This is a genomic window from Pseudomonas sp. UBA7500 (genome assembly GCF_002478435.1).
Taxonomy (GTDB): Bacteria; Pseudomonadota; Gammaproteobacteria; order Pseudomonadales; family Pseudomonadaceae; genus Aquipseudomonas; species Aquipseudomonas palmensis.
Map to the genome: position 1 here is coordinate 223,540 of NZ_DLNW01000006.1, position 21,828 is coordinate 245,367.

The 21,828-nt window shown below is 61.4% G+C and carries 24 protein-coding genes, 1 tRNA gene and 1 pseudogene; 24 read left to right on the forward strand and 2 right to left on the reverse strand.

Annotated features, from left to right (window positions below; translation table 11 throughout):
• Window positions 1-19 precede the first annotated feature (19 nt).
• From B4I46_RS05955 to B4I46_RS05970, 4 genes and pseudogenes are all read left to right on the forward strand, one after another.
• On the forward strand, window positions 20-919 hold the full coding sequence (locus B4I46_RS05955) for an EamA family transporter (protein ID WP_286899046.1): 900 nt from the start codon (window positions 20-22) through the stop codon (window positions 917-919).
• 409 nt (window positions 920-1,328) lie between these two features.
• A complete protein-coding gene (locus tag B4I46_RS05960; RefSeq protein ID WP_148071541.1) occupies window positions 1,329-1,883 on the forward strand; it encodes a hypothetical protein in 555 nt (184 codons plus the stop codon).
• On the forward strand, window positions 1,876-2,232 hold the full coding sequence (locus tag B4I46_RS05965; RefSeq protein ID WP_148071542.1) for a hypothetical protein: 357 nt from the start codon (window positions 1,876-1,878) through the stop codon (window positions 2,230-2,232). The genes B4I46_RS05960 and B4I46_RS05965 overlap by 8 nt, the downstream gene beginning before the upstream one ends.
• Window positions 2,233-2,442: 210 nt before the next feature.
• A pseudogene (locus tag B4I46_RS05970) lies at window positions 2,443-2,943 on the forward strand (IS3 family transposase); the annotation flags it as partial.
• Window positions 2,944-4,079: 1,136 nt separating this feature from the next.
• Here the strand turns inward: B4I46_RS05970 and B4I46_RS05975 are convergent.
• A tRNA-Leu gene (locus tag B4I46_RS05975) sits at window positions 4,080-4,164 on the reverse strand.
• 108 nt (window positions 4,165-4,272) lie between these two features.
• On the opposite strand from B4I46_RS05975, the gene queA reads away from it, so the two are divergent.
• The 6 genes from queA (at window position 4,273) to B4I46_RS06005 (ending at window position 10,368) form a co-directional block, all read left to right on the forward strand.
• A complete protein-coding gene (gene queA / locus B4I46_RS05980; RefSeq protein ID WP_043864453.1) occupies window positions 4,273-5,322 on the forward strand; it encodes a tRNA preQ1(34) S-adenosylmethionine ribosyltransferase-isomerase QueA in 1,050 nt (349 codons plus the stop codon).
• A 14-nt stretch (window positions 5,323-5,336) separates the two neighbouring features.
• Window positions 5,337-6,452 carry a tRNA guanosine(34) transglycosylase Tgt gene (gene tgt / locus B4I46_RS05985; protein ID WP_162484886.1) on the forward strand — a complete coding sequence of 372 codons (1,116 nt, stop codon included), beginning with the start codon at window positions 5,337-5,339 and terminating at the stop codon, window positions 6,450-6,452.
• A gap of 51 nt (window positions 6,453-6,503) precedes the next feature.
• On the forward strand, window positions 6,504-6,845 hold the full coding sequence (gene yajC, locus B4I46_RS05990; protein ID WP_043864455.1) for a preprotein translocase subunit YajC: 342 nt from the start codon (window positions 6,504-6,506) through the stop codon (window positions 6,843-6,845).
• 63 nt (window positions 6,846-6,908) lie between these two features.
• Window positions 6,909-8,777, forward strand: a complete 1,869-nt coding sequence (gene secD / locus B4I46_RS05995) for a protein translocase subunit SecD (RefSeq protein WP_054916607.1) — start codon at window positions 6,909-6,911, stop codon at window positions 8,775-8,777.
• A 9-nt stretch (window positions 8,778-8,786) separates the two neighbouring features.
• Entirely contained in the window at window positions 8,787-9,698 is a 912-nt protein-coding gene (gene secF / locus B4I46_RS06000; protein WP_043864457.1) for a protein translocase subunit SecF, read from the forward strand.
• 121 nt (window positions 9,699-9,819) lie between these two features.
• Complete coding sequence (locus B4I46_RS06005) at window positions 9,820-10,368, forward strand: glycine zipper 2TM domain-containing protein (protein WP_043864458.1); 549 nt, start codon at window positions 9,820-9,822, stop codon at window positions 10,366-10,368.
• 136 nt (window positions 10,369-10,504) lie between these two features.
• On the opposite strand, the gene suhB is transcribed toward B4I46_RS06005, so the two are convergent.
• Window positions 10,505-11,323 (reverse strand): inositol-phosphate phosphatase, encoded by an 819-nt coding sequence (gene suhB / locus B4I46_RS06010; protein WP_043864459.1) that lies wholly within the window; start codon window positions 11,321-11,323, stop codon window positions 10,505-10,507.
• Window positions 11,324-11,468: 145 nt separating this feature from the next.
• Here suhB and trmJ point away from each other — a divergent pair, with 145 nt between their 5' ends.
• From trmJ to B4I46_RS06080, 14 genes are all read left to right on the forward strand, one after another.
• Window positions 11,469-12,242 carry a tRNA (cytosine(32)/uridine(32)-2'-O)-methyltransferase TrmJ gene (gene trmJ, locus B4I46_RS06015; protein ID WP_043864460.1) on the forward strand — a complete coding sequence of 258 codons (774 nt, stop codon included), beginning with the start codon at window positions 11,469-11,471 and terminating at the stop codon, window positions 12,240-12,242.
• Window positions 12,243-13,025 (forward strand): serine O-acetyltransferase, encoded by a 783-nt coding sequence (gene cysE, locus B4I46_RS06020; protein WP_054916605.1) that lies wholly within the window; start codon window positions 12,243-12,245, stop codon window positions 13,023-13,025.
• A 154-nt stretch (window positions 13,026-13,179) separates the two neighbouring features.
• Window positions 13,180-13,671 (forward strand): Fe-S cluster assembly transcriptional regulator IscR, encoded by a 492-nt coding sequence (iscR, locus tag B4I46_RS06025; protein WP_043864462.1) that lies wholly within the window; start codon window positions 13,180-13,182, stop codon window positions 13,669-13,671.
• 43 nt (window positions 13,672-13,714) lie between these two features.
• On the forward strand, window positions 13,715-14,929 hold the full coding sequence (locus tag B4I46_RS06030) for an IscS subfamily cysteine desulfurase (RefSeq protein WP_043864463.1): 1,215 nt from the start codon (window positions 13,715-13,717) through the stop codon (window positions 14,927-14,929).
• Window positions 14,930-14,975: 46 nt separating this feature from the next.
• Window positions 14,976-15,362, forward strand: coding sequence for a Fe-S cluster assembly scaffold IscU (gene iscU / locus B4I46_RS06035; protein WP_002552476.1), 387 nt, complete (start codon window positions 14,976-14,978; stop codon window positions 15,360-15,362).
• A 28-nt stretch (window positions 15,363-15,390) separates the two neighbouring features.
• The gene (gene iscA / locus B4I46_RS06040) at window positions 15,391-15,714 is read left to right on the forward strand and encodes an iron-sulfur cluster assembly protein IscA (protein WP_043864464.1); all 324 of its coding nucleotides are present in this window, start codon (window positions 15,391-15,393) and stop codon (window positions 15,712-15,714) included.
• Between the two features lie 8 nt (window positions 15,715-15,722).
• Window positions 15,723-16,244 (forward strand): co-chaperone HscB, encoded by a 522-nt coding sequence (gene hscB, locus B4I46_RS06045; RefSeq protein WP_043864465.1) that lies wholly within the window; start codon window positions 15,723-15,725, stop codon window positions 16,242-16,244.
• Between the two features lie 41 nt (window positions 16,245-16,285).
• A complete protein-coding gene (gene hscA / locus B4I46_RS06050; protein ID WP_078479943.1) occupies window positions 16,286-18,148 on the forward strand; it encodes a Fe-S protein assembly chaperone HscA in 1,863 nt (620 codons plus the stop codon).
• Between the two features lie 3 nt (window positions 18,149-18,151).
• Window positions 18,152-18,493, forward strand: a complete 342-nt coding sequence (gene fdx, locus B4I46_RS06055; RefSeq protein ID WP_043864467.1) for an ISC system 2Fe-2S type ferredoxin — start codon at window positions 18,152-18,154, stop codon at window positions 18,491-18,493.
• A 14-nt stretch (window positions 18,494-18,507) separates the two neighbouring features.
• Window positions 18,508-18,708 (forward strand): Fe-S cluster assembly protein IscX, encoded by a 201-nt coding sequence (iscX, locus tag B4I46_RS06060; RefSeq protein ID WP_043864468.1) that lies wholly within the window; start codon window positions 18,508-18,510, stop codon window positions 18,706-18,708.
• A gap of 91 nt (window positions 18,709-18,799) precedes the next feature.
• Window positions 18,800-19,225 carry a nucleoside-diphosphate kinase gene (gene ndk / locus B4I46_RS06065; RefSeq protein ID WP_043864469.1) on the forward strand — a complete coding sequence of 142 codons (426 nt, stop codon included), beginning with the start codon at window positions 18,800-18,802 and terminating at the stop codon, window positions 19,223-19,225.
• A gap of 28 nt (window positions 19,226-19,253) precedes the next feature.
• The gene (gene rlmN / locus B4I46_RS06070) at window positions 19,254-20,402 is read left to right on the forward strand and encodes a 23S rRNA (adenine(2503)-C(2))-methyltransferase RlmN (RefSeq protein ID WP_054916603.1); all 1,149 of its coding nucleotides are present in this window, start codon (window positions 19,254-19,256) and stop codon (window positions 20,400-20,402) included.
• 7 nt (window positions 20,403-20,409) lie between these two features.
• Complete coding sequence (gene pilW, locus B4I46_RS06075; RefSeq protein WP_043864471.1) at window positions 20,410-21,168, forward strand: type IV pilus biogenesis/stability protein PilW; 759 nt, start codon at window positions 20,410-20,412, stop codon at window positions 21,166-21,168.
• Window positions 21,168-21,828, forward strand: a 661-nt coding sequence (locus B4I46_RS06080; protein WP_286899072.1) for a helix-turn-helix domain-containing protein, incomplete at its 3' end; no start/stop codon positions are given. The genes pilW and B4I46_RS06080, both read left to right, overlap by 1 nt.

The window sequence follows — 21,828 nt, forward strand, 5'->3', positions numbered from 1 at the left end:
CTTTCGGGATAGGTACACCATGCAAAAGAAACATCTGGCCCTGGCCGTGCTGGTGACGGCGGTGTGGGGGTTCAACTTTCCCATCACCAAGCTCGGCCTGGCCGCAATTGACCCGCTGCTGTTGACGGCGTTGCGATTCACCCTGGCGGCGTTGCCGTGGGTGTTCTTCATCCGGCGCCCGGCGGTCGGCCTGGGCTGGGTGGCGGCATACGGGTTGATCTTTGGCGTGGCGATGTGGGCGTTGATCAACCTGGGTATCGAGCTGGGCGTGCCGCCGGGCACGGCGGCGTTGCTGGTGCAGTTCAGTGCGTTTTTCACCCTGGGCTGGGGCGTGTTGCTGTTTCGCGAACGCCTTGGCGTGGGGCAGGGCGTCGGGGTGGGGCTGGCAGTGCTGGGGCTGGTGTCCATCATCGGTGGCAGGCCCGGCGATGGCTCGGTGGTGGGTTATGGCTTGTTGCTGGTGAGTGCGTTCAGCTGGAGTGTGGGCAACGTCATCATCAAGCGCTCGAAGGTGCGCGAGATGTTTGCCTTTGTGGTGTGGGCGAGCCTGTTCGCACCGCTGCCGCTGGTGCTGCTCACCTGGCTGATGCATGGCAACGCGCCGTTCACCGGGGTGGTTGCGCAGGTGGGGTGGGTGGCGGTGTTTTCGCTGATGTTCCAGGTGTATGCGGCGACGCACTTCTGTTACTGGGGGTGGAACCTGCTGCTGCGTGAGTACCCGGTGTCGAAGGTGGCGCCGTTGTCGTTGCTGATCCCGGTATTCGGGGTGGCAGGTTCGATGGTGCTGCTGGGGCACCGGGTGGATGCGCACGAGGCGGTTTCGATCGGGTTGATTCTGGCGGCGCTGGGGGCGGGGTTCGTGAGGTGTCCCTCTTCGCCAGCAAGGCTGGCTTCTGCGGGGCGGCGGGGTTGTGTGTAGGAGCCAGCGTTGCTGGCGAATGCTTTTCTGTACGTTTGCGAAGGCCGATGACGTTGTGAGGGCGCGCGGTTTCTGAGCTGCCGTATAGGCAGCTTAAAAGAACCTGGGCAGTCCCTGATTCACTGTCGTATAGGGCACTAATTCTCGGCAGAGACCGGAGGTGTTCGCGAGAAAACTCCCCCGCTGAACGCAAAACCCCAAATCGCACGCACAAAAAAGCCGACTCAAAAAGTCGGCTTTTTTGTGCGTTTGGTGCAGAGGGAGATTCGAAAATAGCCTCTAACCTCCATGATTTGGTGGGTCTTGATCCTCCTAGAGAGTATTTCTACTCACAAATCTACTCACATTGGGATGAGCTTTTTCGCTAGGACAGGCGCTAGTCAGTTCAGTCTCAAAATGACATCATTGAGTGCAGAAGCTGATCTCATGGAGTCTGTCTGTGGATGCGATAAATAATTTTCTGGCCACTTATAGAGTCGGTGACTACGCCGGAATTCTAGGTCTAATCGTCTCGGTCATCGGTTTTATATGGACCGTTCGAGCTGCGGTATCATCTAGAGACGCTGCATTGCAAACTAAAGCTGTTGTGCAGGATATACGAAATGATATGCGAAGAACTGAAACAGTTTCCGATTTTTCAGCTGCGGTAGCAATCATGGAGGAGATCAAGCGTTTGCATCGATTGCAGTCTTTGGAACTGCTGCCTGATCGATACTCTCAAATTACTAAATTCTTAATAGGCGTCAGGTCAGCTAATCCGCTTTTGACAGAGGATGAACATAAGGTAATTCAAAGTGCTATCACACAGTTTTCAGCGTTGGAGCGTCTAATTGACGGCTGCTTGGCCAAAACGACTCAGCTTGATACTGCTAAAGTTAATGGTTTGGTATCTAAGCAACTTGAAGCTGTCCATGGCTTGCTTGTAAGCATGAAATCAAAGATTGGCGGAGTGGGCAATGAGTAATCAAAAATTTGTCTCAATTATCAAGAAGCTCATCGAGAAAACTGACTCTGGTGAGTTGGATTGGCAACCTACTGAAATAACAGGCACTTATCAGGTTTCGTTTCCTCGGTTTTCTGTTCGCATATTTTCTCGAGAAGGCGATATGGGGCCGGATATCCACGTGCAGGTTATAAGCGAAGATGGAAGTATCTTGGATGATGTCAAGGATGGGGAATTATCCCAACTAATGCCCGGGGCGTATACTCTCATGGGTAACCTTCTACAGAACGCTAGACGATGCGCTATGGGCGTGGACGCAGCATTAGATGCTCTTCTGGAAGAATTGACTAAAGACGATATACCATTTTAGGGTTTTCAAGGTGAGTGGGTGGCCCTCAACGTTGGGGGTACCCATATCTACCACTGTCTCCTGTGGGTGCAGGGTGGGTGCATTTACCTCCCGTCATCATGGAGGTAGCCACCAGTTGCACCGAGGAGATGATCTGACTCTTGCAAGCCGTGCATCTTGGCCAGATAGCCCATCAGATCAGTGCTGGATCGAGCGTTCACCGTATAGGCACCAAACGAAGTTTGGTGCGGTGACATCACTTATGTCTGGGTTCAAGGTCGCTGGCACTATTTGGCTGCCATCATCGATCTACTCGCCCGCCGCGTGTTGGGCTGGGCATTTTCCGCGAATCCCGATGCCGACCTGGTGATCAAGGCCTTGGACATGGCCTATGAACAGCGTGGTCGGCCACAGAATGTGCTGTTTCACAGCGACCAAGGAAGCCAATATGGCAGCCGAAGCTTCCGTCAGCGGCTGTGGCGTTATCGGTTCAAACAGAGCATGAGTCGACGGGGAAACTGCCACGACAACGCGCCGATGGAGCGGTTGTTTCGCAGTCTGAAAACAGAATGGGTGCCAGAGGTGGGCTACATGAGTGCTTCGCTGGCACAGCAGGATATTGGTCGGTTTTTGATGCAGCGCTACAACTGGCAACGGCCACATCAATTTAATAGCGGGCTGGAGCCTGCTGTGGCCGAAGAAAAACTTAACGCAGTGTCCGGGATTAGTTGACCACTACAGTTCCGTGCAACACGTATACACAGCAACAGCCCGAAAAAAGCGGCCTCTCTCACAGCGACATTGATGCTGCACCCCTTTAACCGTTCAACTCGATCTAGGTTTCAATCCAGAGCCTCGACGTGAAGCTTTTTGGGGTGTTTGCGCCGAAACAGGTAGAGAGAGAAAAGCCCCATGCACAGTTATACGCCCCCCATTATGATGACGGGAGTATTCGTCTTCTCGAGGCTCGGAGTTAGTACCGTGCTAACAGTTTCCGGATTGGCCAACAATCCGATCAACATCATCGCGCCACCGCCAACGAGTGGCACCCAGGTAGATATGCTGCTCAGAATCATCCGGAAAAAGCGTGTGGGTCGATTGCGCTTAAGGCTGCGTGACCGAGTTATCCGCCCCACAGATTTCAAGCCCTTGGGTAACCCTCGCAACGTCCCGCGGATTTCAGCATGGCGTTTAGCGCTTGTGTGGAGAATTTCCACGACTACGCCGTCCCCAGAGCCCAGAAAGCCAAAACCCATTACTGACTCGTTTGGGGCCTCCATGGTGGGAGTTTGAACCCACAATCCATTCACTACACGGGTCGACTTCAGGATCATGACGGATAGGATTGCTCCGTCATATCCGACATGGAAACGTAATGGGTCGAGGCCAACTAGGTCGTCACCCGAGATTGTGTTTTCGCCAGTGTTCCAGAGGACAATGACCGACTTGGTCAGTCGAGGAATGTTGGTCCCGTGATAATGAACCGAGATGCCGCTAGGGAGTGCGTCGGAGGCGCTTCCCAGCAAATGCTCTCCAAGATACGCATAGCTGAGACTCGTTCGTTGCCTGGTGAGGAAATAAACGATAGGAACGCTAATCAGGCCTAAGAGACCAATGATTGATCCCACCCACCCTGGGGACAAGAAGCTGAGGGTACTGTCAAACCAGCTCATAATCCTTACTATGACGAGGCTAGGACGAAGGCTCTTTGTACGTTGGGCCAAAAAAGGGCCTGCATCGCTGCAGGCCCTTGCTTTGTCTGATGCCGAAACCGAGCTGTGCGCTTGCACTCGCGACAGCCACAGTTATGCCAAAATTACGGCGTAGAAAGAAAAAAGCCTGTAGATCAATGATCTACAGGCTCGTATTGGTGCCCCGAGGGAGACTCGAACTCCCACTCCTTTCGAAAACGGATTTTGAATCCGCCGCGTCTACCAATTCCGCCATCAGGGCTTGTGGCGGCGAAGTATAGTGAGGCGCCTACCGTTGGTCAATCAGCTTTCATGGTCAATTTTGCCGCTTTCCGCTAAACTTTGCGGCCCTGTCAAACCGATCACCATCATGCGCGTCGCCGATTTCTCCTTTGAGCTTCCAGATTCCCTGATCGCCCGCCATCCACTGGCTGAACGGCGCAGCAGCCGGCTGTTGACCCTCGACGGGCCTACCGGCGCGCTCGCGCATCGCCAGTTCACCGACCTGCTCGAGCACCTGCGCCCGGGCGATCTGATGGTGTTCAACAACACCCGGGTGATCCCGGCCCGACTGTTCGGCCAGAAGGCCTCCGGCGGCAAGCTGGAGATCCTCATCGAGCGCGTGCTCGACAGCCATCGCGTGCTCGCCCACGTGCGCTCGAGCAAGTCGCCCAAGCCAGGCACCCAGCTGCTGATCGACGGCGGTGGCGAAGCCGAGATGGTCGCGCGCCACGACGCGCTGTTCGAGCTGCGCTTCACCGAAGAGGTGCTGCCACTGCTCGACCGCGTCGGCCACATGCCGTTGCCTCCTTATATAGACCGCCCCGACGAAGGCGCCGACCGCGAGCGCTATCAGACGGTCTATGCGCAGCGCTCCGGCGCCGTGGCCGCGCCCACCGCCGGCCTGCACTTCGATGAAGAGCTGATGGGCAAGATCGCCGAAAAGGGCGTGAGCACCGCCTTCGTCACCCTGCACGTGGGCGCCGGCACCTTCCAGCCGGTGCGCGTGGAGCGCATCGAAGATCACCACATGCATAAAGAGTGGCTCGAAGTGGGCCAGGACGTGGTGGACGCCGTGGCCGAATGCCGGGCGCGCGGCGGGCGGGTGATCGCGGTCGGCACCACCAGCGTGCGCTCGCTGGAAAGCGCGGCGCGCGACGGTACGCTCAAGCCGTTCAGCGGCGATACCGACATCTTTATTTTCCCGGGCCGCCCGTTCCACGTGGTCGACGCCCTGGTGACCAACTTCCATTTGCCCGAATCCACGCTGCTGATGCTGGTTTCGGCCTTCGCCGGTTACCCCGAGACCATGGCTGCCTACGCCGCAGCGGTGGAAAACGGCTACCGCTTCTTCAGTTACGGTGATGCCATGTTCATCACCCGCAATCCGGCGCCACGCGGGCCCGAGGATCAAGCATGAGTCGCACCTGTCGTATGTCCTTCGAGTTGCTGGCCACCGACGGCAAGGCCCGTCGCGGCCGCCTGACATTCCCCCGGGGCGTGGTCGAAACCCCGGCCTTCATGCCGGTGGGCACCTATGGCACGGTCAAGGGCATGCTGCCGCGCGACATCGAGGCCATCGGCGCGCAGATGATCCTGGGCAACACCTTCCACCTGTGGCTGCGCCCGGGCACCGAGGTGATCAAGGCCCACGGCGACCTGCACGACTTCATGAAGTGGCAGGGCCCGATCCTCACCGACTCCGGCGGCTTCCAGGTGTTCAGCCTGGGCGCGATGCGCAAGATCAAGGAGGAGGGCGTGACCTTCGCCTCCCCGGTGGACGGCTCCAAGGTGTTCATGGGCCCGGAAGAGTCGATGCAGGTGCAGCGCGACCTGGGCTCGGACGTGGTGATGATTTTCGACGAGTGCACCCCGTACCCGGCCGATGAAGATGTGGCGCGCATCTCCATGGAGCTGTCGCTGCGCTGGGCCCAGCGCTCCAAGAACGCCCACGGCGACAGCACTGCAGCGCTGTTCGGCATCGTGCAGGGCGGCATGCACCGCAACCTGCGCGAGCGTTCGCTGGAGGGCCTGGACAAGATCGGCTTCGACGGCCTGGCCATTGGCGGGCTGTCGGTGGGCGAGCCCAAGCACGAGATGATCAAGGTGCTGGACTACCTGCCGGGCATGATGCCGGCTGACAAACCTCGTTACCTTATGGGGGTAGGCAAGCCGGAAGATCTCGTTGAGGGTGTGCGCCGCGGCGTCGACATGTTCGATTGCGTGATGCCCACGCGCAATGCGCGCAACGGTCATCTGTTTGTCGATACCGGCGTGCTTAAAATCCGTAACGCGTTCCATCGCCATGATGATTCGCCACTGGATCCGACCTGTGACTGCTACACCTGCCAGAACTTCTCCCGCGCTTATCTGCATCACCTGGATAAATGCGGCGAAATGTTGGGCAGCATGTTGAATACCATCCACAACTTGCGTCATTACCAGCGCCTGATGGCTGGTTTGCGCGAGGCTATTCAACAGGGTACATTGGCCGCCTTTGTCGATGCCTTTTACGCCAAGCGCGGGCTGCCTGTGCCGCCCTTGGATTGATGTTCTGTCGAACCTGACACACGTACAACAACTTGCAACTTGGAGTGCTAAATGAGCTTTCTGATTCCTGCCGCTTACGCGGACGCAGCAGCCCCGGCAGCTGCCGCCGGCCCAGCCGGTACCGGCTTCGAGTGGATTTTCCTGGTCGGCTTCCTGGTCATCTTCTACCTGATGATCTGGCGTCCACAGGCCAAGCGCGCCAAAGAGCAGAAGAACCTGCTGAGCAACCTGCAGAAAGGTGACGAAGTTGTCACCAACGGCGGTATTGCCGGCAAGATCGTCAAAGTGGCCGATGACTTCGTGGTGCTGGAAGTGTCCGACACCGTGGAACTGAAGTTCCAGAAGGGTGCTATTGCCGCGACCCTGCCCAAGGGCACGCTCAAAGCGATCTAAGTTTCAGATTTTCTACAATCGACGGGGCGCGCAAGGCGCCCCGCGTCTTGAACGGGCGGCGTGATGCTGAACAAATATCCTCTATGGAAATACGCACTGATCCTGGCGGTACTGGCGATCGGTTTTATTTATTCCGCTCCCAACCTCTACCCTGACGATGCGGCTATTCAGGTCAGCGGTGCCAGCACGGCGCTGCAGGTCAGCCAGGCCGACCTGGACCGTGCCACCAAGGCACTGGCCGACGCCGGTATCGCGGTCAAGGGTGCAAGCCTGGGCGAGAAGGGCAAGGGCGCACTGGTGCGTCTGGCCAAACAGGACGACCAACTGCCTGCCAAAGACGTTGTGCGCAAGGCACTGGGTGACGACTACGTCGTTGCACTGAACCTGGCCCCGACCACTCCGCAATGGCTGCGCAACCTGGGTGCAAGCCCGATGAAGCTGGGCCTGGACCTGTCCGGTGGTGTGCACTTCCTGCTTGAAGTGGACATGGACAAGGCCATGGCGGCACGTCTGAAGGTGTACGAAGGCGAAGTCAAAAGCCTGCTGCGCAAGGAGCGTGTGCGCTACCGCAGCCTGCCGCAGCAAGATGGCGGCATTCAACTGGGCTTCTCCGATGACCAGTCCCGCGAACAGGCTCGCAGCCTGATCCGCAAGAATTTCAACGATTTCGAGCTGACCACCACCGAGCGTAACGGCCTGTCGGTGCTGCGTCTGGCGATTACCCCGGCCAAGGTCGCGGAAATCCGTGAATACTCGATCAAGCAGAACCTGACCACGGTACGTAACCGCGTCAACGAACTGGGTGTGGCCGAGCCACTGGTTCAGCGCCAGGGTGCCAACCGCATCGTGGTCGAGCTGCCAGGCGTGCAGGACACCGCCGAAGCCAAGCGTATCCTGGGCAAGACCGCGAACCTGGAGTTCCGTCTGGGTGCCGAGCCGGGTGCGTCCAAGGCTACTACCGAGACCTTCGAGTTCCGTGAGGGCGGTCGCCCACCGGCAGCGGTCGAGCGTGGCCTGATCATCACCGGTGACCAGGTCACCGACGCCCAGGCCAGCTTCGACGAGCAGGGTCGCCCGCAGGTGAACATCCGCCTGGATGGCCACGGCGGCGAGCTGATGAGCCGCGCCACGCGCAGCAACGTCGGGCGCAGCATGGCGGTGATCTTCATCGAACAGCGTCCGGTTACCCGCTACGTCAAGCAGATGGTCGACGGTGTCGAGAAAGACGTGCCGGTGCAGTCGTTCGTGGAAGAGAAGCGCATCATCAGCCTGGCGACCATCCAGTCGCCGCTGGGCAGCCAGTTCCGCATCACCGGCCTGAACGGCCAGGGTGAGTCGTCCGAACTGGCCCTGCTGCTGCGTGCCGGTGGTCTGGCGGCGCCGATGTACTTCGCCGAAGAACGTACCATTGGCCCAAGCCTGGGTGCCGACAACATCACCAAGGGTATCGATGCATCGCTGTGGGGCATGCTGTTCGTGTCGCTGTTCATCATGGCCATCTACCGTGCCTTCGGCCTGATCGCCACCATCGCCCTGGCGGGCAACATGGTGCTGCTGCTGGCGCTGATGTCGCTGCTGGGGGCTACGCTGACCCTGCCGGGCATTGCCGGTATCGTGCTGACCATGGGTATGGCGGTCGACGCCAACGTACTGATCTTCTCGCGCATACGTGAAGAACTGGCCAATGGCATGTCGGTGCAGCGCGCCATCCACGAAGGCTTCAACCGTGCCTACACCGCGATCGTCGATGCCAACCTGACCACCCTGCTGGTGGGCGGCATCCTGTTCGCCATGGGTACCGGTCCGGTCAAGGGCTTCGCGGTTACCATGTCCCTCGGGATTTTCACCTCGATGTTCACGGCCGTCATGGTCACCCGCGCAATGGTCAACCTGACCTGCGGTGGGCGGGATATCAAGAAGTTGTGGGTATAAGGGGCTGCCATGTTACGTACCATTAACTTCATGGGTGTGCGGAACGTCGCGTTCGGCGTCACCCTGCTGCTGACTGTGCTGGCACTGTTCAGCTGGTTCTACAAAGGGCTCAACTTCGGCCTGGACTTCACTGGCGGTACGCTCATCGAGCTGACCTACGAGCGCCCGGCCAACCTTGGCGAGGTTCGTGAAGAGCTGGTCAGGTCCGGCTTCCACGATGCCGTGGTGCAGAGCTTCGGTGCTACCACCGACCTGCTGGTGCGCATGCCGGGCGACGACCCGATGCTGGGCAACAAGGTGGCCGAGGCGCTGCAAAAGATCAGCACCGACAACCCGGCCACGGTCAAGCGTGTCGAGTTCGTCGGCCCGCAGGTGGGCGAGGAACTGCGTGACCAGGGCGGCCTGGGCATGCTGCTGGCGCTGGGCGGCATCCTGGTCTACCTGGCCTTCCGCTTCCAGTGGAAGTTTGCGGTGGGCGCCATCCTGTCGCTGGTGCACGACGTGATCGTGACCATGGGCATCCTGTCGTTCTTCCAGATCACCTTCGACCTGACGGTGCTGGCGGCGGTGCTGGCGATCATCGGCTACTCGCTCAACGACACCATCGTGGTGTTCGACCGGGTACGGGAAAACTTCCGCGTGATGCGCAAGGCTTCGCTGATCGAGAACATCAACGTCTCGACCACCCAGACCCTGCTGCGTACCGTGGCCACCTCGGTGTCCACCTTGCTGGCGATCGCGGCACTGCTGTTCTTCGGTGGTGACAACCTGTGGGGCTTCTCGCTGGCACTGTTCATCGGTGTAATGGCCGGTACCTACTCGTCGATCTACATCGCCAACGTGGTGCTGATCTGGCTGAACCTGAACAGTGAAGACCTGATCCCGCCGGTGAAAACCGAGGGTGTGGACGAGCGTCCATAAGGCTTTTTGCCACTGTCCTGAGCGGTACAAGAAGGCGCGAGTATTGAACTCGCGCCTTTTTTTATGCTCCAAGGCTGGGAGAAGCGCGGGCGTGTTCCCGCAGGTAAATCAGGAGGTTCACGTGAACAAGTCAATGCTGGTGGGTGCGGTGCTGGGTGCTGTCGGTGTCACTGCCGGAGGTGCCGTGGCTACCTACAGCTTGGTCAAGGGCGGGCCGCAATACGCGCAGGTGACGTCGGTGCAGCCGGTCAAGCAGACCGTCAAGACGCCACGGGAAGTCTGCAAGGATGTCACGGTGACCCGTCAGGCGCCGGTGAAGGATCAGCACCAGATCGCCGGTACCGTGCTGGGCGCCGTGGCAGGTGGGTTGCTGGGTAACCAGATCGGCGGCGGCAATGGCAAGAAGATCGCGACCGTGGCCGGTGCCGTCGGTGGTGGCTATGCCGGCAACAAGGTGCAGGAAGGCATGCAGAACCGCGATACCTACACCACCACGCAAACCCGCTGCAACACGGTCAATGACCTGAGCGAGAAGGTGGTGGGGTACGACGTGAAGTATTCGATTGGCGACAAGGCCGGGCAGGTGCGCATGGAGCGCGACCCGGGTTCGCAGATCCCGCTGGACGAGAATGGCAAGCTGGTACTGACGCAGGCACAGCCTGGGCAGTGATGGCCCTTTCGCCGGCAAGGCGGGCTCCTACAAAGCCATGCGCAAACTGTAGGCGCCGGCCTTGCCGGCGAAGAGGCCCGAAAGCCAGCCACAAAAAAGCACCCCGAAGGGTGCTTTTTTATTGCCCGGCTGAAACTCAGCGCTTCAGCGAGGCCGGCAGGTGCGGCTGGATCGCCGTCAACACCGCCTTGAAGCACTTGATGTTACCGGCAACGATGTGGCCCTTCTCGAGGAAGTCATGACCACCGGTGAAGTCGCTCACCAGGCCGCCCGCTTCCTGGATCAGCAGTGCGCCTGCCGCCATGTCCCACTCGCTCAGGCCCGACTCCCAGAACGCATCGAAGCGGCCGGCGGCCACGTAGGCCAGGTCCAGGCTCGCGGCGCCGGCGCGGCGGATGCCGGCGGTCTGGCCGACCAGGGCACGGAACATGCCCAGGTAGTTGTCCAGGCCATCCATCTGGTTGTCACGGAACGGGAAGCCGGTACCCAGCAGGGCGCCGTCCAGGCTGGTGCGACCGCTGACGCGCAGGCGGCGACCATTGAGCTGGGCGCCACGGCCACGGCTGGCGGTGAATTCTTCCTGGCGTACCGGGTCGAGGACCACGGCGTGTTCCAGGCGGCCGCGGTACTTGCACGCGATGCTCACGGCAAAGTGAGGGACGCCACGCAGGAAGTTGGTGGTACCGTCGAGCGGGTCGATGACCCACAGGTAGTCCTTGCCTTCTTCGCCGTTGCCAGCGTGCAGGCCGGTTTCTTCACCGTAGATGGAGTGGTTCGGGTACGCCTTGCGCAGGGCGTCGACGATGACTTTTTCCGCCGCGCGGTCGACTTCGGAGACGTAATCCTTGGCGTCTTTCTCATCTACCTTGATGGTATCCAGGCGCTCGATGGAGCGGAAAATCAATTCACTGGCGCTGCGGGCGGCGCGCAGCGCGATATTCAGCATGGGCTGCATGGACGTTTCACCTGGGTCGTTAAAGAAAGCCGAACATTCTAGCAGAAAACTTTGAACGAAGAAGGGCGACATTTGCTTTCATAGCGTAATGCCGGTCGCTTCTGTAAGATTTGCTCCCTTCCCTCCGTGTCTGTGAGCCGTGCCCGTGCTGCCAAGAATTCGTGTCGTCCTGGTCAATACCAGTCACCCCGGCAATATCGGCGGGGCTGCGCGCGCCATGAAGAACATGGGCCTGTCGCGCCTGGTGCTGGTCGAGCCGAACGACTTTCCTTCCCACGAGGCCAGTGCCCGTGCCTCCGGCGCCGATGACGTGCTGGCGGGTGCCGAGGTGGTGGCCACGCTCGAGGATGCGCTGGTGGGCTGCACCCTGGTGGTGGGCACCAGTGCTCGCGACCGGCGCATCCCGTGGCCCCTGCTCGATCCGCGCGAATGCGGCGCCAAGGTCGTCGAGCAGGCAGGCGAGGGCGCCGAGGTGGCGCTGGTGTTCGGCCGTGAACATGCCGGCCTGACCAACGACGAGCTGCAGCGATGTCATTATCACGTGCATATCCCGTCCAACCCGGATTTCAGTTCGCTGAATCTGGCGGCTGCGGTCCAGGTCCTGGCCTATGAAGTGCGCATGGCCTGGCTGGCAGCCGACGGGCAGGCGTCGAAAGTCGAGAAGGTCGAAGTGGCCTCGGTGCGCAGCGCAGAGCTGGCGACCATGGACGAAATGGAGCTGTTCTACCAGCACCTGGAGTCCGCGCTGGTGGACATCGGCTTTCTCGACCCGACCAAGCCCAAGCACCTGATGCCGCGTTTGCGTCGCCTGTACGGGCGCAGCGCGGTGAGTCGATCGGAAATAAGCATTTTGCGCGGCATCCTCACCGAAACCCAGAAAGCGGCCCGGGGCGATGCGCACAAGCGGAAGGATCAGTAAATGTTCGAGCGTCTGCGTGAAGATATCCAAAGCGTTTTCCACCGTGACCCGGCGGCGCGCAATGCCTTTGAAGTGCTGACCTGCTACCCGGGCATGCATGCGATCTGGCTGCACCGCGCGGCGCATGCCCTGTGGGTACGGGACTGGAAGTGGCTGGCGCGGCTGGTGTCCAACTTCGGTCGCTGGATGACCGGCATCGAGATTCACCCCGGTGCAAAGGTAGGCCGGCGCTTCTTCATCGACCACGGCATGGGCATCGTGATCGGCGAAACCGCCGAGATCGGCGATGACGTGACCCTGTACCAGGGCGTGACCCTGGGCGGCACCAGCTGGAACAAGGGCAAGCGCCACCCGACCCTGGAGGACGGCGTGGTGGTGGGGGCCGGCGCCAAGGTGCTGGGCCCGTTCACCGTGGGCGCGGGGGCCAAGATCGGCTCCAATGCGGTGGTCACCAAGGCGGTGCCGGCCGGCGCCACGGCAGTAGGTATCCCGGGGCGTATCATCGTCAAGTCCGACGCCGAGCAGGAGGCCCGGCGCAAGGCCATGGCCGAGAAGATCGGCTTCGACGCCTACGGCGTGAGCGAAGACATGCCCGACCCGGTGGCCCGCGCCATCGGCCAGTTGCTCGACCACCTGCAAGCGGTGGACGGGCGCCTGGAGGACATGTGCGGTGCGCTCAAGAACCTGGGCAGCGACTACTGCGCCAAGGAACTGCCGGCCCTGCGTGACGAAGACTTCGCGGATGTGAAGGCCGACGCCCGCAGCGACGCGTCGACGCATTGACAGAAGGGCGTGCGCTGGCGCGCCCGACTTTGCTACACTCTGCGCCGCCTCTCAGGCGCAATCCCGACTAAAGCAGTAGGTCTTATAGTTGACTTAAATGCTCGGGAATCGCATACTCGCACACATCCCGTAACTCCCGTGGTACCAAATAGCCATGCGACTGACTACAAAAGGCCGATACGCCGTGACTGCCATGCTTGACCTGGCGTTGCACGCGCAAAACGGGCCGGTGTCCCTGGCCGACATTTCCGAGCGCCAAGGCATCTCCCTTTCCTATCTGGAGCAGCTGTTTGCCAAGCTGCGTCGCAGCAGTCTGGTTTCCAGTGTGCGCGGTCCAGGCGGCGGCTACCAGCTGTCGCGCGTGATGGAAAGCATCCAGGTAGCCCAGGTGATCGATGCGGTCAACGAATCGGTCGACGCTACACGCTGCCAGGGCCTGGGTGATTGCCACGCTGGCGATACCTGCCTGACCCACCACTTGTGGTGTGATCTCAGCCAGCAGATTCACGAATTTCTGAGCGGTATCAGCCTGGCTGACCTTGTTACTCGCCGTGAGGTGCAAGAAGTCGCCCAGCGTCAGGACCTGCGCCGCATGGCGGGCCGGACACCGCATCTGGACAAGATTGAGACATCCGCCGTCGAATGACCGTTTCGACTGCGCGATGAGCCCGCCTGATAGGAGATATTCAATGAAGTTGCCGATCTACCTCGATTACTCCGCGACCACCCCGGTCGACCCACGTGTCGCCCAGAAGATGAGCGATTGCCTGCTGGTCGACGGGAACTTCGGTAACCCGGCCTCGCGTTCCCACGTCTTTGGCTGGAAAGCCGAAGAAGCGGTCGAGAACGCTCGCCGCCAGGTCGCCGACCTGGTCAACGCCGACCCGCGGGAAATTGTCTGGACCAGTGGCGCCACCGAGTCCGACAACCTGGCAATCAAGGGCGTCGCGCACTTCTACGGCACCAAGGGCAAGCACCTGATCACCTCCAAGATCGAGCACAAGGCCGTTCTGGACAGCACCCGTCAGCTGGAGCGTGAAGGCTTCGAAGTCACCTACATCGAGCCGGGCGCCGATGGCCTGATCACCCCGGCCATGGTCGAGGCAGCCCTGCGTGAAGACACCATCCTGGTGTCGATCATGCACGTGAACAACGAAATCGGCACCATCAACGACATCGCCGCCATCGGCGAACTGACCCGCTCGCGTGGCGTCATGTTCCACGTCGATGCCGCGCAGTCCACCGGCAAGGTCGAGATCGACCTGCAGAAGCTGAAGGTCGACCTGATGTCGTTCTCGGCGCACAAGACCTACGGCCCCAAAGGCATCGGCGCGCTGTACGTCAGCCGCAAGCCGCGCGTGCGTCTTGAAGCCACCATGCACGGCGGCGGTCACGAGCGCGGCATGCGTTCGGGCACCCTGGCTACCCACCAGATCGTCGGCATGGGCGAAGCCTTCGCCATCGCCAAGGAGCTGATGGCCAGCGAGAACCTGCGCATCAAGGCCCTGAGCGACCGCTTCTACAAGCAGGTCGAGAACCTTGAAGAGCTGTACATCAACGGCAGCATGACCGCGCGTATTCCGCACAACCTGAACCTGAGCTTCAACTACGTCGAAGGCGAGTCGCTGATCATGGCCCTCAAGGACCTGGCAGTGTCTTCGGGTTCGGCGTGCACCTCGGCATCGCTCGAGCCGTCCTACGTGCTGCGCGCCCTGGGCCGCAACGACGAACTGGCGCACAGCTCGATCCGCTTCACCTTCGGTCGCTTCACCACCGAAGAAGAAATCGACTACGCCGCGCAGAAGGTCTGCGAGGCCGTGACCAAGCTGCGCGAATTGTCGCCGCTGTGGGATATGTACAAAGACGGCGTCGACATCTCCAAGATCGAGTGGGCTGCGCACTAAGTAGTCGCCAGCAAGAGCGGCTCTCTGATGAGGAAGGAATAGCACCATGGCTTACAGTGAAAAGGTCATCGACCACTACGAAAACCCACGCAACGTCGGCAAGATGAATGCCGAGGACCCGGATGTCGGTACCGGCATGGTCGGCGCGCCTGCGTGCGGCGACGTGATGCGCCTGCAGATCAAGGTCAACGAGCAGGGCGTCATCGAAGATGCCAAGTTCAAGACTTACGGCTGTGGTTCGGCCATCGCTTCCAGCTCCCTCGCTACCGAGTGGATGAAGGGCAAGACCCTGGACGAAGCCGAAACCATCAAGAACACCCAGCTGGCCGAAGAACTGGCGTTGCCGCCGGTGAAGATCCACTGCTCGGTACTCGCCGAGGACGCCATCAAGGCGGCCGTGCGCGATTACAAGCAGAAGAAAGGTTTGCTCTAAGTTCGCCTGTTGCAGGTAAGGAGTCTCGATGGCTATCAGCATGACAGAAGCCGCCGCCAACCACGTGCGGCGCTCCCTCGAAGGACGCGGCAAGGGTGACGGCATTCGCCTGGGCGTTCGCACCACCGGCTGCTCGGGCCTGGCCTACGTGCTGGAGTTCGTCGACGCGCCGGACAGCGAGGACCAGGTGTTCGAAAGTCACGGCGTCAAGGTGATCATCGACCCGAAAAGCCTGGTGTACCTGGACGGAACCGAACTGGATTTCGTCAAGGAAGGGTTGAACGAAGGCTTCAAGTTCAACAATCCCAACGTGCGCGGTGAGTGTGGCTGCGGCGAAAGCTTCAACGTCTGAGGCTGCGCGTGGGTACTCCTTGTCATTTCGCCCTGTTTGACCTGCAGCCGGGCTTTCGCCTGGACCTCGACAAGCTGGCCGCGCGCTATCGCGAGCTGGCCCGCGAGGTTCACCCGGACCGCTTCGCCGATGCCCCCGAGCGTGAACAGCGCCTGGCGCTGGAGCGCTCGGCCGGCCTCAACGACGCCTACCAGACCCTCAGGAGTGCGCCCAAGCGGGCGCGCTACCTGTTGGCGATGGGGGGCCACGAAGTGCCGCAGGAAGTCACTGTCCACGACCCCGAGTTCCTCTTCCAGCAGATGCAATGGCGAGAAGAGCTCGAAGACCTGCAGGACAGTGCCGACCTCGATGGCGTGGCCGCGTTCAAGCGCCGCCTGAAGGTCGCCCAGGAAGCACTCAACGAGGACTTCGCCGCCTGCTGGGAGGATGCTGCGCAGCGTGAACAGGCCGAGCGCCTGATGCGCCGCATGCAGTTCCTCGACAAGCTCGCCTATGAAGTGCGCCAGCTGGAAGAGCGCCTCGACGATTAACCCGGTGGCGCCGCTGGCGACACCCCTGGTATCAGATAAGCATGGCCCTACTGCAGATCGCCGAACCCGGTCAGACGCCACAGCCCCATCAGCGCCGCCTGGCCGTGGGCATTGACCTTGGCACCACCAATTCGCTGGTCGCTGCATTGCGCAGCGGCATTTCCGAACCGCTGCCAGACGCCGAGGGCCGGGTCATCCTGCCGTCGGCGGTGCGCTATCACGCCAACCATGTCGACGTGGGCTACAGTGCCCGTGACGCGGCCTCCAGCGACCCGCTGAACACCGTGCTGTCGGTCAAGCGCCTGATGGGGCGCGGCCTGGCCGACGTCAAGCAACTGGGCGAGCAACTGCCCTACCGCTTTGTCGGCGGCGAGTCGCACATGCCGTTCATCGACACGGTGCAGGGCCCGAAAAGCCCGGTGGAAGTCTCGGCCGACATTCTCAAGGTGCTGCGCCAGCGCGCCGAAGCCACCCTGGGTGGCGAGCTGGTCGGCGCGGTGATCACCGTGCCGGCGTACTTCGACGACGCTCAGCGCCAGGCCACCAAGGACGCTGCGCGCCTGGCCGGGCTGAACGTGCTGCGCCTGCTCAACGAACCGACCGCTGCGGCTGTGGCCTATGGCCTGGACCAGAACGCCGAAGGCGTGGTGGCCATCTATGACCTGGGCGGCGGCACCTTCGACATTTCCATCCTGCGCCTGACCGGCGGTGTGTTCGAGGTGATGGCCACCGGCGGCGACAGCGCCCTGGGCGGCGATGACTTCGACCATGCGGTGGCCGGCTGGATCATCGAGCAGGCGGGCCTGTCTGCCGACCTCGACCCCGGCACCCAGCGCCAACTGCTGCAAGCTGCCTGTGCGGCCAAGGAAGCGTTGACCAACAGCGATGTCGTGTCCGTGAGCCATGGCGCCTGGCAGGGCGAGCTGACCCGTGCCGGCTTCGACGCGCTGATCGAACCGATGGTGGCGCGCAGCCTCAAGGCCTGTCGCCGCGCCGTGCGCGACTGTGGCATCGAGCTGGATGAAGTCGAAGCCGTGGTCATGGTCGGTGGTTCCACTCGCGTGCCGCGTGTGCGCGAGGCGGTGGGCGCGCTGTTCGGGCGTACCCCGCTGACCGAGATCGACCCCGATCAGGTGGTGGCCATCGGCGCCGCGATCCAGGCCGATACCCTGGCCGGCAACAAGCGCGACGGCGGCGAACTGCTGCTGCTCGACGTGATTCCGCTGTCCCTGGGGCTGGAAACCATGGGCGGGTTGATGGAGAAGGTGATCCCGCGCAACACCACCATCCCGGTTGCCCGTGCCCAGGAATTCACCACGTACAAGGACGGCCAGTCGGCCATGATGATCCACGTGCTGCAGGGTGAGCGTGAGCTGATCAGCGACTGCCGCTCCCTGGCGCGCTTCGAACTGCGCGGCATCCCGGCCATGGTGGCCGGTGCGGCGAAGATTCGCGTCACCTTCCAGGTCGACGCCGACGGCCTGCTCAGCGTTTCGGCGCGCGAGCTGGGCTCGGGTGTGGAATCGAGCATTCAGGTCAAGCCGTCCTACGGCCTGACCGACGGCGAGATCACTCGCATGCTCAAGGACTCCTTCGAACATGCCGGCTACGACAAGGTGGCGCGCCAGCTGCGCGAGCACCAGGTCGACGCCGAGCGTCTGCTCGAAGCGGTGCAGGGCGCGCTGGACGCCGATGGCGAGCGCCTGCTGGACGCCGAAGAGCGCCTGGCGATCGAACAACAGATGCAAGACTTGCGTGATTTGATGAACGGTACCGATGGCGCCGCCATCGAGCAGCAGACCAAGCGTCTGTCGCAAGTGACCGATGCCTTTGCCGCCCGTCGCCTTGATTCGACGGTAAAAGCCGCTTTGGCCGGGCGCAACCTGAATGAGATCGAGGAGTAACTGATGCCGCAGGTGATTTTTCTGCCCCACGAGAAGTTCTGTCCGGACGGAATGGTGGTGGAGGCCGAAACCGGCAAGTCCATCCTTGAAGTGGCCCATGACAACCACATCGAGATCGAAAGCGCCTGCGGCGGCGTCTGCGCCTGCACCACGTGCCACTGCGTGATCCGCGAGGGTTTCAACTCGCTGAACGAGGCCGACGAGCTGGAAGAGGACTACCTCGACCGCGCCTGGGGCCTGGAGCCCACGTCGCGCCTGACCTGCCAGGCCAAGGTCGGCACCGAGGACGTGACCGTCGAGATCCCGAAATACTCGCTCAACCACGCCGCCGAAGCGCCGCACTGACCGTTGGAGTCATCATGAGCCTGAAATGGGTTGATGTACTTGAAATTGCAATTCAGCTTGCCGAAAGCAAGCCGGAAGTCGATCCTCGCTACGTGAATTTCGTCGAACTGAGCCGCTGGGTGCAGGCCCTGCCCGACTTCAGCGACGATCCGAACCGTGGCGGAGAGAAGGTGCTTGAAGCCATTCAGGCCGCCTGGATCGAAGAAGCCGACTGAGCGCACTCGGCAGGTTAGGCAATCCCCCGGAACCCGCGTATAATTCGCGGGTTTAATTTTTCGCTTCACTTACTGTTTCTGGAGTTACACCATGGCTGTTCAACGTACTTTCTCCATCATCAAGCCTGACGCCGTTGCCAAGAACGTGATCGGCGAGATCACCACCCGTTTCGAAAAAGCCGGCCTGCGCGTCGTTGCCTCGAAACTCAAGCAACTGTCCAAAGCCGAAGCCGAAGGCTTCTACGCCGAGCACAAAGAGCGCGGCTTCTTCGGTGACCTGGTTGCCTTCATGATCTCCGGCCCGGTCGTTGTACAGGTTCTGGAAGGCGAAAACGCCATCGCTCTGAACCGTGAGCTGATGGGCGCCACCAACCCTAAAGAAGCTGCTGCCGGTACCATCCGTGCCGACTTCGCCGAGTCGATCGACGCCAACGCCGTTCACGGTTCGGACTCCGAAGCCGCTGCTGCTCGCGAAATCTCGTACTTCTTCGCAGCTACCGAGGTAACCGCTCGCTAAGCGACAGCTTACGAGTGAGGGTGAATCCATGACGACATCGACTGGTAAAACTAACCTGTTGGGCCTGACCCAGCCGGAAATGGAAAAATTCTTCGAGTCCATCGGGGAGAAGCGTTTCCGTGCCGGCCAGGTAATGAAATGGATTCACCACTTTGGCGTCGATGATTTCGACGCCATGACGAATGTCGGCAAGGCCCTGCGCGAGAAGCTCAAGGCCGTTGCCGAGATTCGCGGCCCCGAAGTGGTCAGCGAGGACATCTCCAGCGACGGCACCCGCAAGTGGGTGGTGCGCGTGGCGTCCGGCAGCTGCGTCGAGACCGTGTACATCCCCCAGGGCAAGCGTGGCACCCTGTGTGTCTCGTCCCAGGCCGGTTGCGCCCTGGACTGCAGTTTCTGCTCCACCGGCAAGCAAGGATTCAACAGCAACCTCACCGCCGCCGAAGTGATCGGCCAGGTGTGGATTGCCAACAAGTCGTTCGGCAGCATTCCCGCCACCATCGACCGCGCCATCACCAACGTGGTGATGATGGGCATGGGTGAGCCGCTGCTCAACTTCGACAACGTGGTCGCCGCCATGCACCTGATGATGGACGACCTGGGCTACGGCATTTCCAAGCGCCGTGTGACCCTGTCCACCTCCGGCGTGGTGCCGATGATCGACCAGCTGGCCAAGCACATCGACGTGTCCCTGGCGCTGTCGCTGCACGCACCCAACGACGCCCTGCGCAACGAGCTGGTACCGATCAACAAGAAGTACCCGCTCAAGATGCTGCTCGAGTCGTGCATGCGCTACATGGCCGAACTCGGCGAGAAGCGTGTGCTGACCATCGAGTACACCCTGCTCAAGGACGTCAACGACAAGCTCGAGCACGCGGTCGAGATGGTCGAGCTGCTCAAGAACATCCCGTGCAAGATCAACCTGATTCCGTTCAACCCGTTCCCGCACTCCGGCTACGAGCGTCCGAGCAACAACGCGATCCGCCGCTTCCAGGACCACCTGCACCAGGCCGGCTACAACGTTACCGTGCGCACCACCCGTGGCGAGGATATCGACGCGGCCTGTGGTCAGTTGGTGGGGCAGGTGATGGACCGCACGCGCCGCAGTGAGCGCTATATCGCGGTACGGCAGCTCAATGCCGACGCCGATATGCCGCAAACCGGCGCGGCGGGCAACTGAGGCCGACATGGGCCTGCGCGCCGCGCTGCCAACCCTGTTGCTGACGCTGCTTGCCGGCTGCGTCGGCAGCGGCAGTTCCGACCCGCTGCAAAGCGGCAAGGGGCGCGAAGAGGCACGCCAGGCCTATGTGCAACTGGGCCTGGGTTATTTGCAACAAGGTTTGACCGAACGCGCCAAGGTGCCGCTGAAAAAGGCCCTTGAACTGGACGCTCGCGACCCGGCAGCCAATGCCGCGCTGGCCCTGGTGTTCCAGCGCGAGGACGAGCCGGCGCTGGCCGAGGGGTATTACCGCAAGGCCCTGGCTGCCAACCCCGACGACCCCCGTATTCGCAACAATTTCGGCAGTTTCCTGTATGCGCAGGGGCGCTATGCCCAGGCGCAGCAGATGTTTCGCCAAGCGGCGGCCGATACCCTGTATCCTGAACGCTCCCGGGTTTTCGAGAACCTTGGCCTGACCGCCATCAAGCTGGGTCAGCGCGAGCAGGCGCGTGAACACCTGCAAAAGGCTTTACGGCTCAACCAGCAGCAACCGCGCGCGTTGCTCGAAATGGCTGAGTTGTCTTACGAAGACAGGCATTATGTGCCGGCGCGCGACTACTACGATCGTTTCAGCCAGCTGAGCGATCACGGCCCCCGCAGCCTGCTGCTGGGTTCGCGCCTGGCAACTGTATTCGAAGAACCTGACAAGGCCGCCGAACTGGGCGTGCAATTACAACGACTTTATCCCGGTACGCCGGAATATCAGCAATACCTGTCGGAGCAATGATGAAAGCGGCGCATCCCGAAGTAGCAGCAGCGACTCGCCAGAATCCCGGTGAGACCTTGCGTCAGGCCCGTGAAAGCAAGGGCTTGTCGCAGGCCGAAGTGGCCCGCAAGCTCAACCTGACCGTGAGTTCCCTGAACAACCTTGAAACCGGCGCGTTCGACAAGCTGCCAGGGCATACCTTCGCCCGCGGCTATATCCGTGCCTACGCCAAGCTGTTCGAGATGGACCAGGCCGAACTGGTGCTGGCCTTCGACCAGGCCACCGGCAGCAATTCCCAGGGCAGCGACGTGCACGCGCTGGGGCGTATCGAAGAGCCGGTACGCCTGTCGCACAACATCCTGCGCATCGTCAGCCTGTTGCTGCTGATCCTGGTGATCGGCGGTGGCTTCTTCTGGTGGCAGGACCAGACCAGCCTGCGCGGCAAGGACCTGGCCAGCCTGGCCATGGAACACGTCGAGGTCGAGAGCGCCGACGGTACCACCCAGATCCACCCGCTGGACGAGCCTGAAGACCAGGCCGTGGCCCAAAGCCAGGAAGCGCCGGCTGCCAGCGCACCGGCCGAGCAGGCCCAGCCTGCCACCGACGAGGCTGCCGCACAGGCCCCGGCCGCCAGCAACCCGGCGCCAGCTGCGCCTGCCGCACCCGTAGCCCCGGCTCCCG

What these genes read in the sequence shown, in the direction of transcription:
- B4I46_RS05955 (WP_286899046.1), top strand. Translation starts at nt 20, where the DNA reads ATGCAAAAGAAACATCTGGCCCTGGCCGTGCTGGTGACGGCGGTGTGG.
- B4I46_RS05965 (WP_148071542.1), top strand. Translation starts at nt 1,876, where the DNA reads ATGAGTAATCAAAAATTTGTCTCAATTATCAAGAAGCTCATCGAGAAA.
- queA (WP_043864453.1), top strand. Translation starts at nt 4,273, where the DNA reads ATGCGCGTCGCCGATTTCTCCTTTGAGCTTCCAGATTCCCTGATCGCC.
- tgt (WP_162484886.1), top strand. Translation starts at nt 5,337, where the DNA reads ATGTCCTTCGAGTTGCTGGCCACCGACGGCAAGGCCCGTCGCGGCCGC.
- yajC (WP_043864455.1), top strand. Translation starts at nt 6,504, where the DNA reads ATGAGCTTTCTGATTCCTGCCGCTTACGCGGACGCAGCAGCCCCGGCA.
- secD (WP_054916607.1), top strand. Translation starts at nt 6,909, where the DNA reads ATGCTGAACAAATATCCTCTATGGAAATACGCACTGATCCTGGCGGTA.
- secF (WP_043864457.1), top strand. Translation starts at nt 8,787, where the DNA reads ATGTTACGTACCATTAACTTCATGGGTGTGCGGAACGTCGCGTTCGGC.
- suhB (WP_043864459.1), bottom strand. Translation starts at nt 11,323, where the DNA reads ATGCAGCCCATGCTGAATATCGCGCTGCGCGCCGCCCGCAGCGCCAGT.
- cysE (WP_054916605.1), top strand. Translation starts at nt 12,243, where the DNA reads ATGTTCGAGCGTCTGCGTGAAGATATCCAAAGCGTTTTCCACCGTGAC.
- iscR (WP_043864462.1), top strand. Translation starts at nt 13,180, where the DNA reads ATGCGACTGACTACAAAAGGCCGATACGCCGTGACTGCCATGCTTGAC.
- B4I46_RS06030 (WP_043864463.1), top strand. Translation starts at nt 13,715, where the DNA reads ATGAAGTTGCCGATCTACCTCGATTACTCCGCGACCACCCCGGTCGAC.
- iscU (WP_002552476.1), top strand. Translation starts at nt 14,976, where the DNA reads ATGGCTTACAGTGAAAAGGTCATCGACCACTACGAAAACCCACGCAAC.
- iscA (WP_043864464.1), top strand. Translation starts at nt 15,391, where the DNA reads ATGGCTATCAGCATGACAGAAGCCGCCGCCAACCACGTGCGGCGCTCC.
- hscA (WP_078479943.1), top strand. Translation starts at nt 16,286, where the DNA reads ATGGCCCTACTGCAGATCGCCGAACCCGGTCAGACGCCACAGCCCCAT.
- fdx (WP_043864467.1), top strand. Translation starts at nt 18,152, where the DNA reads ATGCCGCAGGTGATTTTTCTGCCCCACGAGAAGTTCTGTCCGGACGGA.
- iscX (WP_043864468.1), top strand. Translation starts at nt 18,508, where the DNA reads ATGAGCCTGAAATGGGTTGATGTACTTGAAATTGCAATTCAGCTTGCC.
- ndk (WP_043864469.1), top strand. Translation starts at nt 18,800, where the DNA reads ATGGCTGTTCAACGTACTTTCTCCATCATCAAGCCTGACGCCGTTGCC.
- rlmN (WP_054916603.1), top strand. Translation starts at nt 19,254, where the DNA reads ATGACGACATCGACTGGTAAAACTAACCTGTTGGGCCTGACCCAGCCG.
- pilW (WP_043864471.1), top strand. Translation starts at nt 20,410, where the DNA reads ATGGGCCTGCGCGCCGCGCTGCCAACCCTGTTGCTGACGCTGCTTGCC.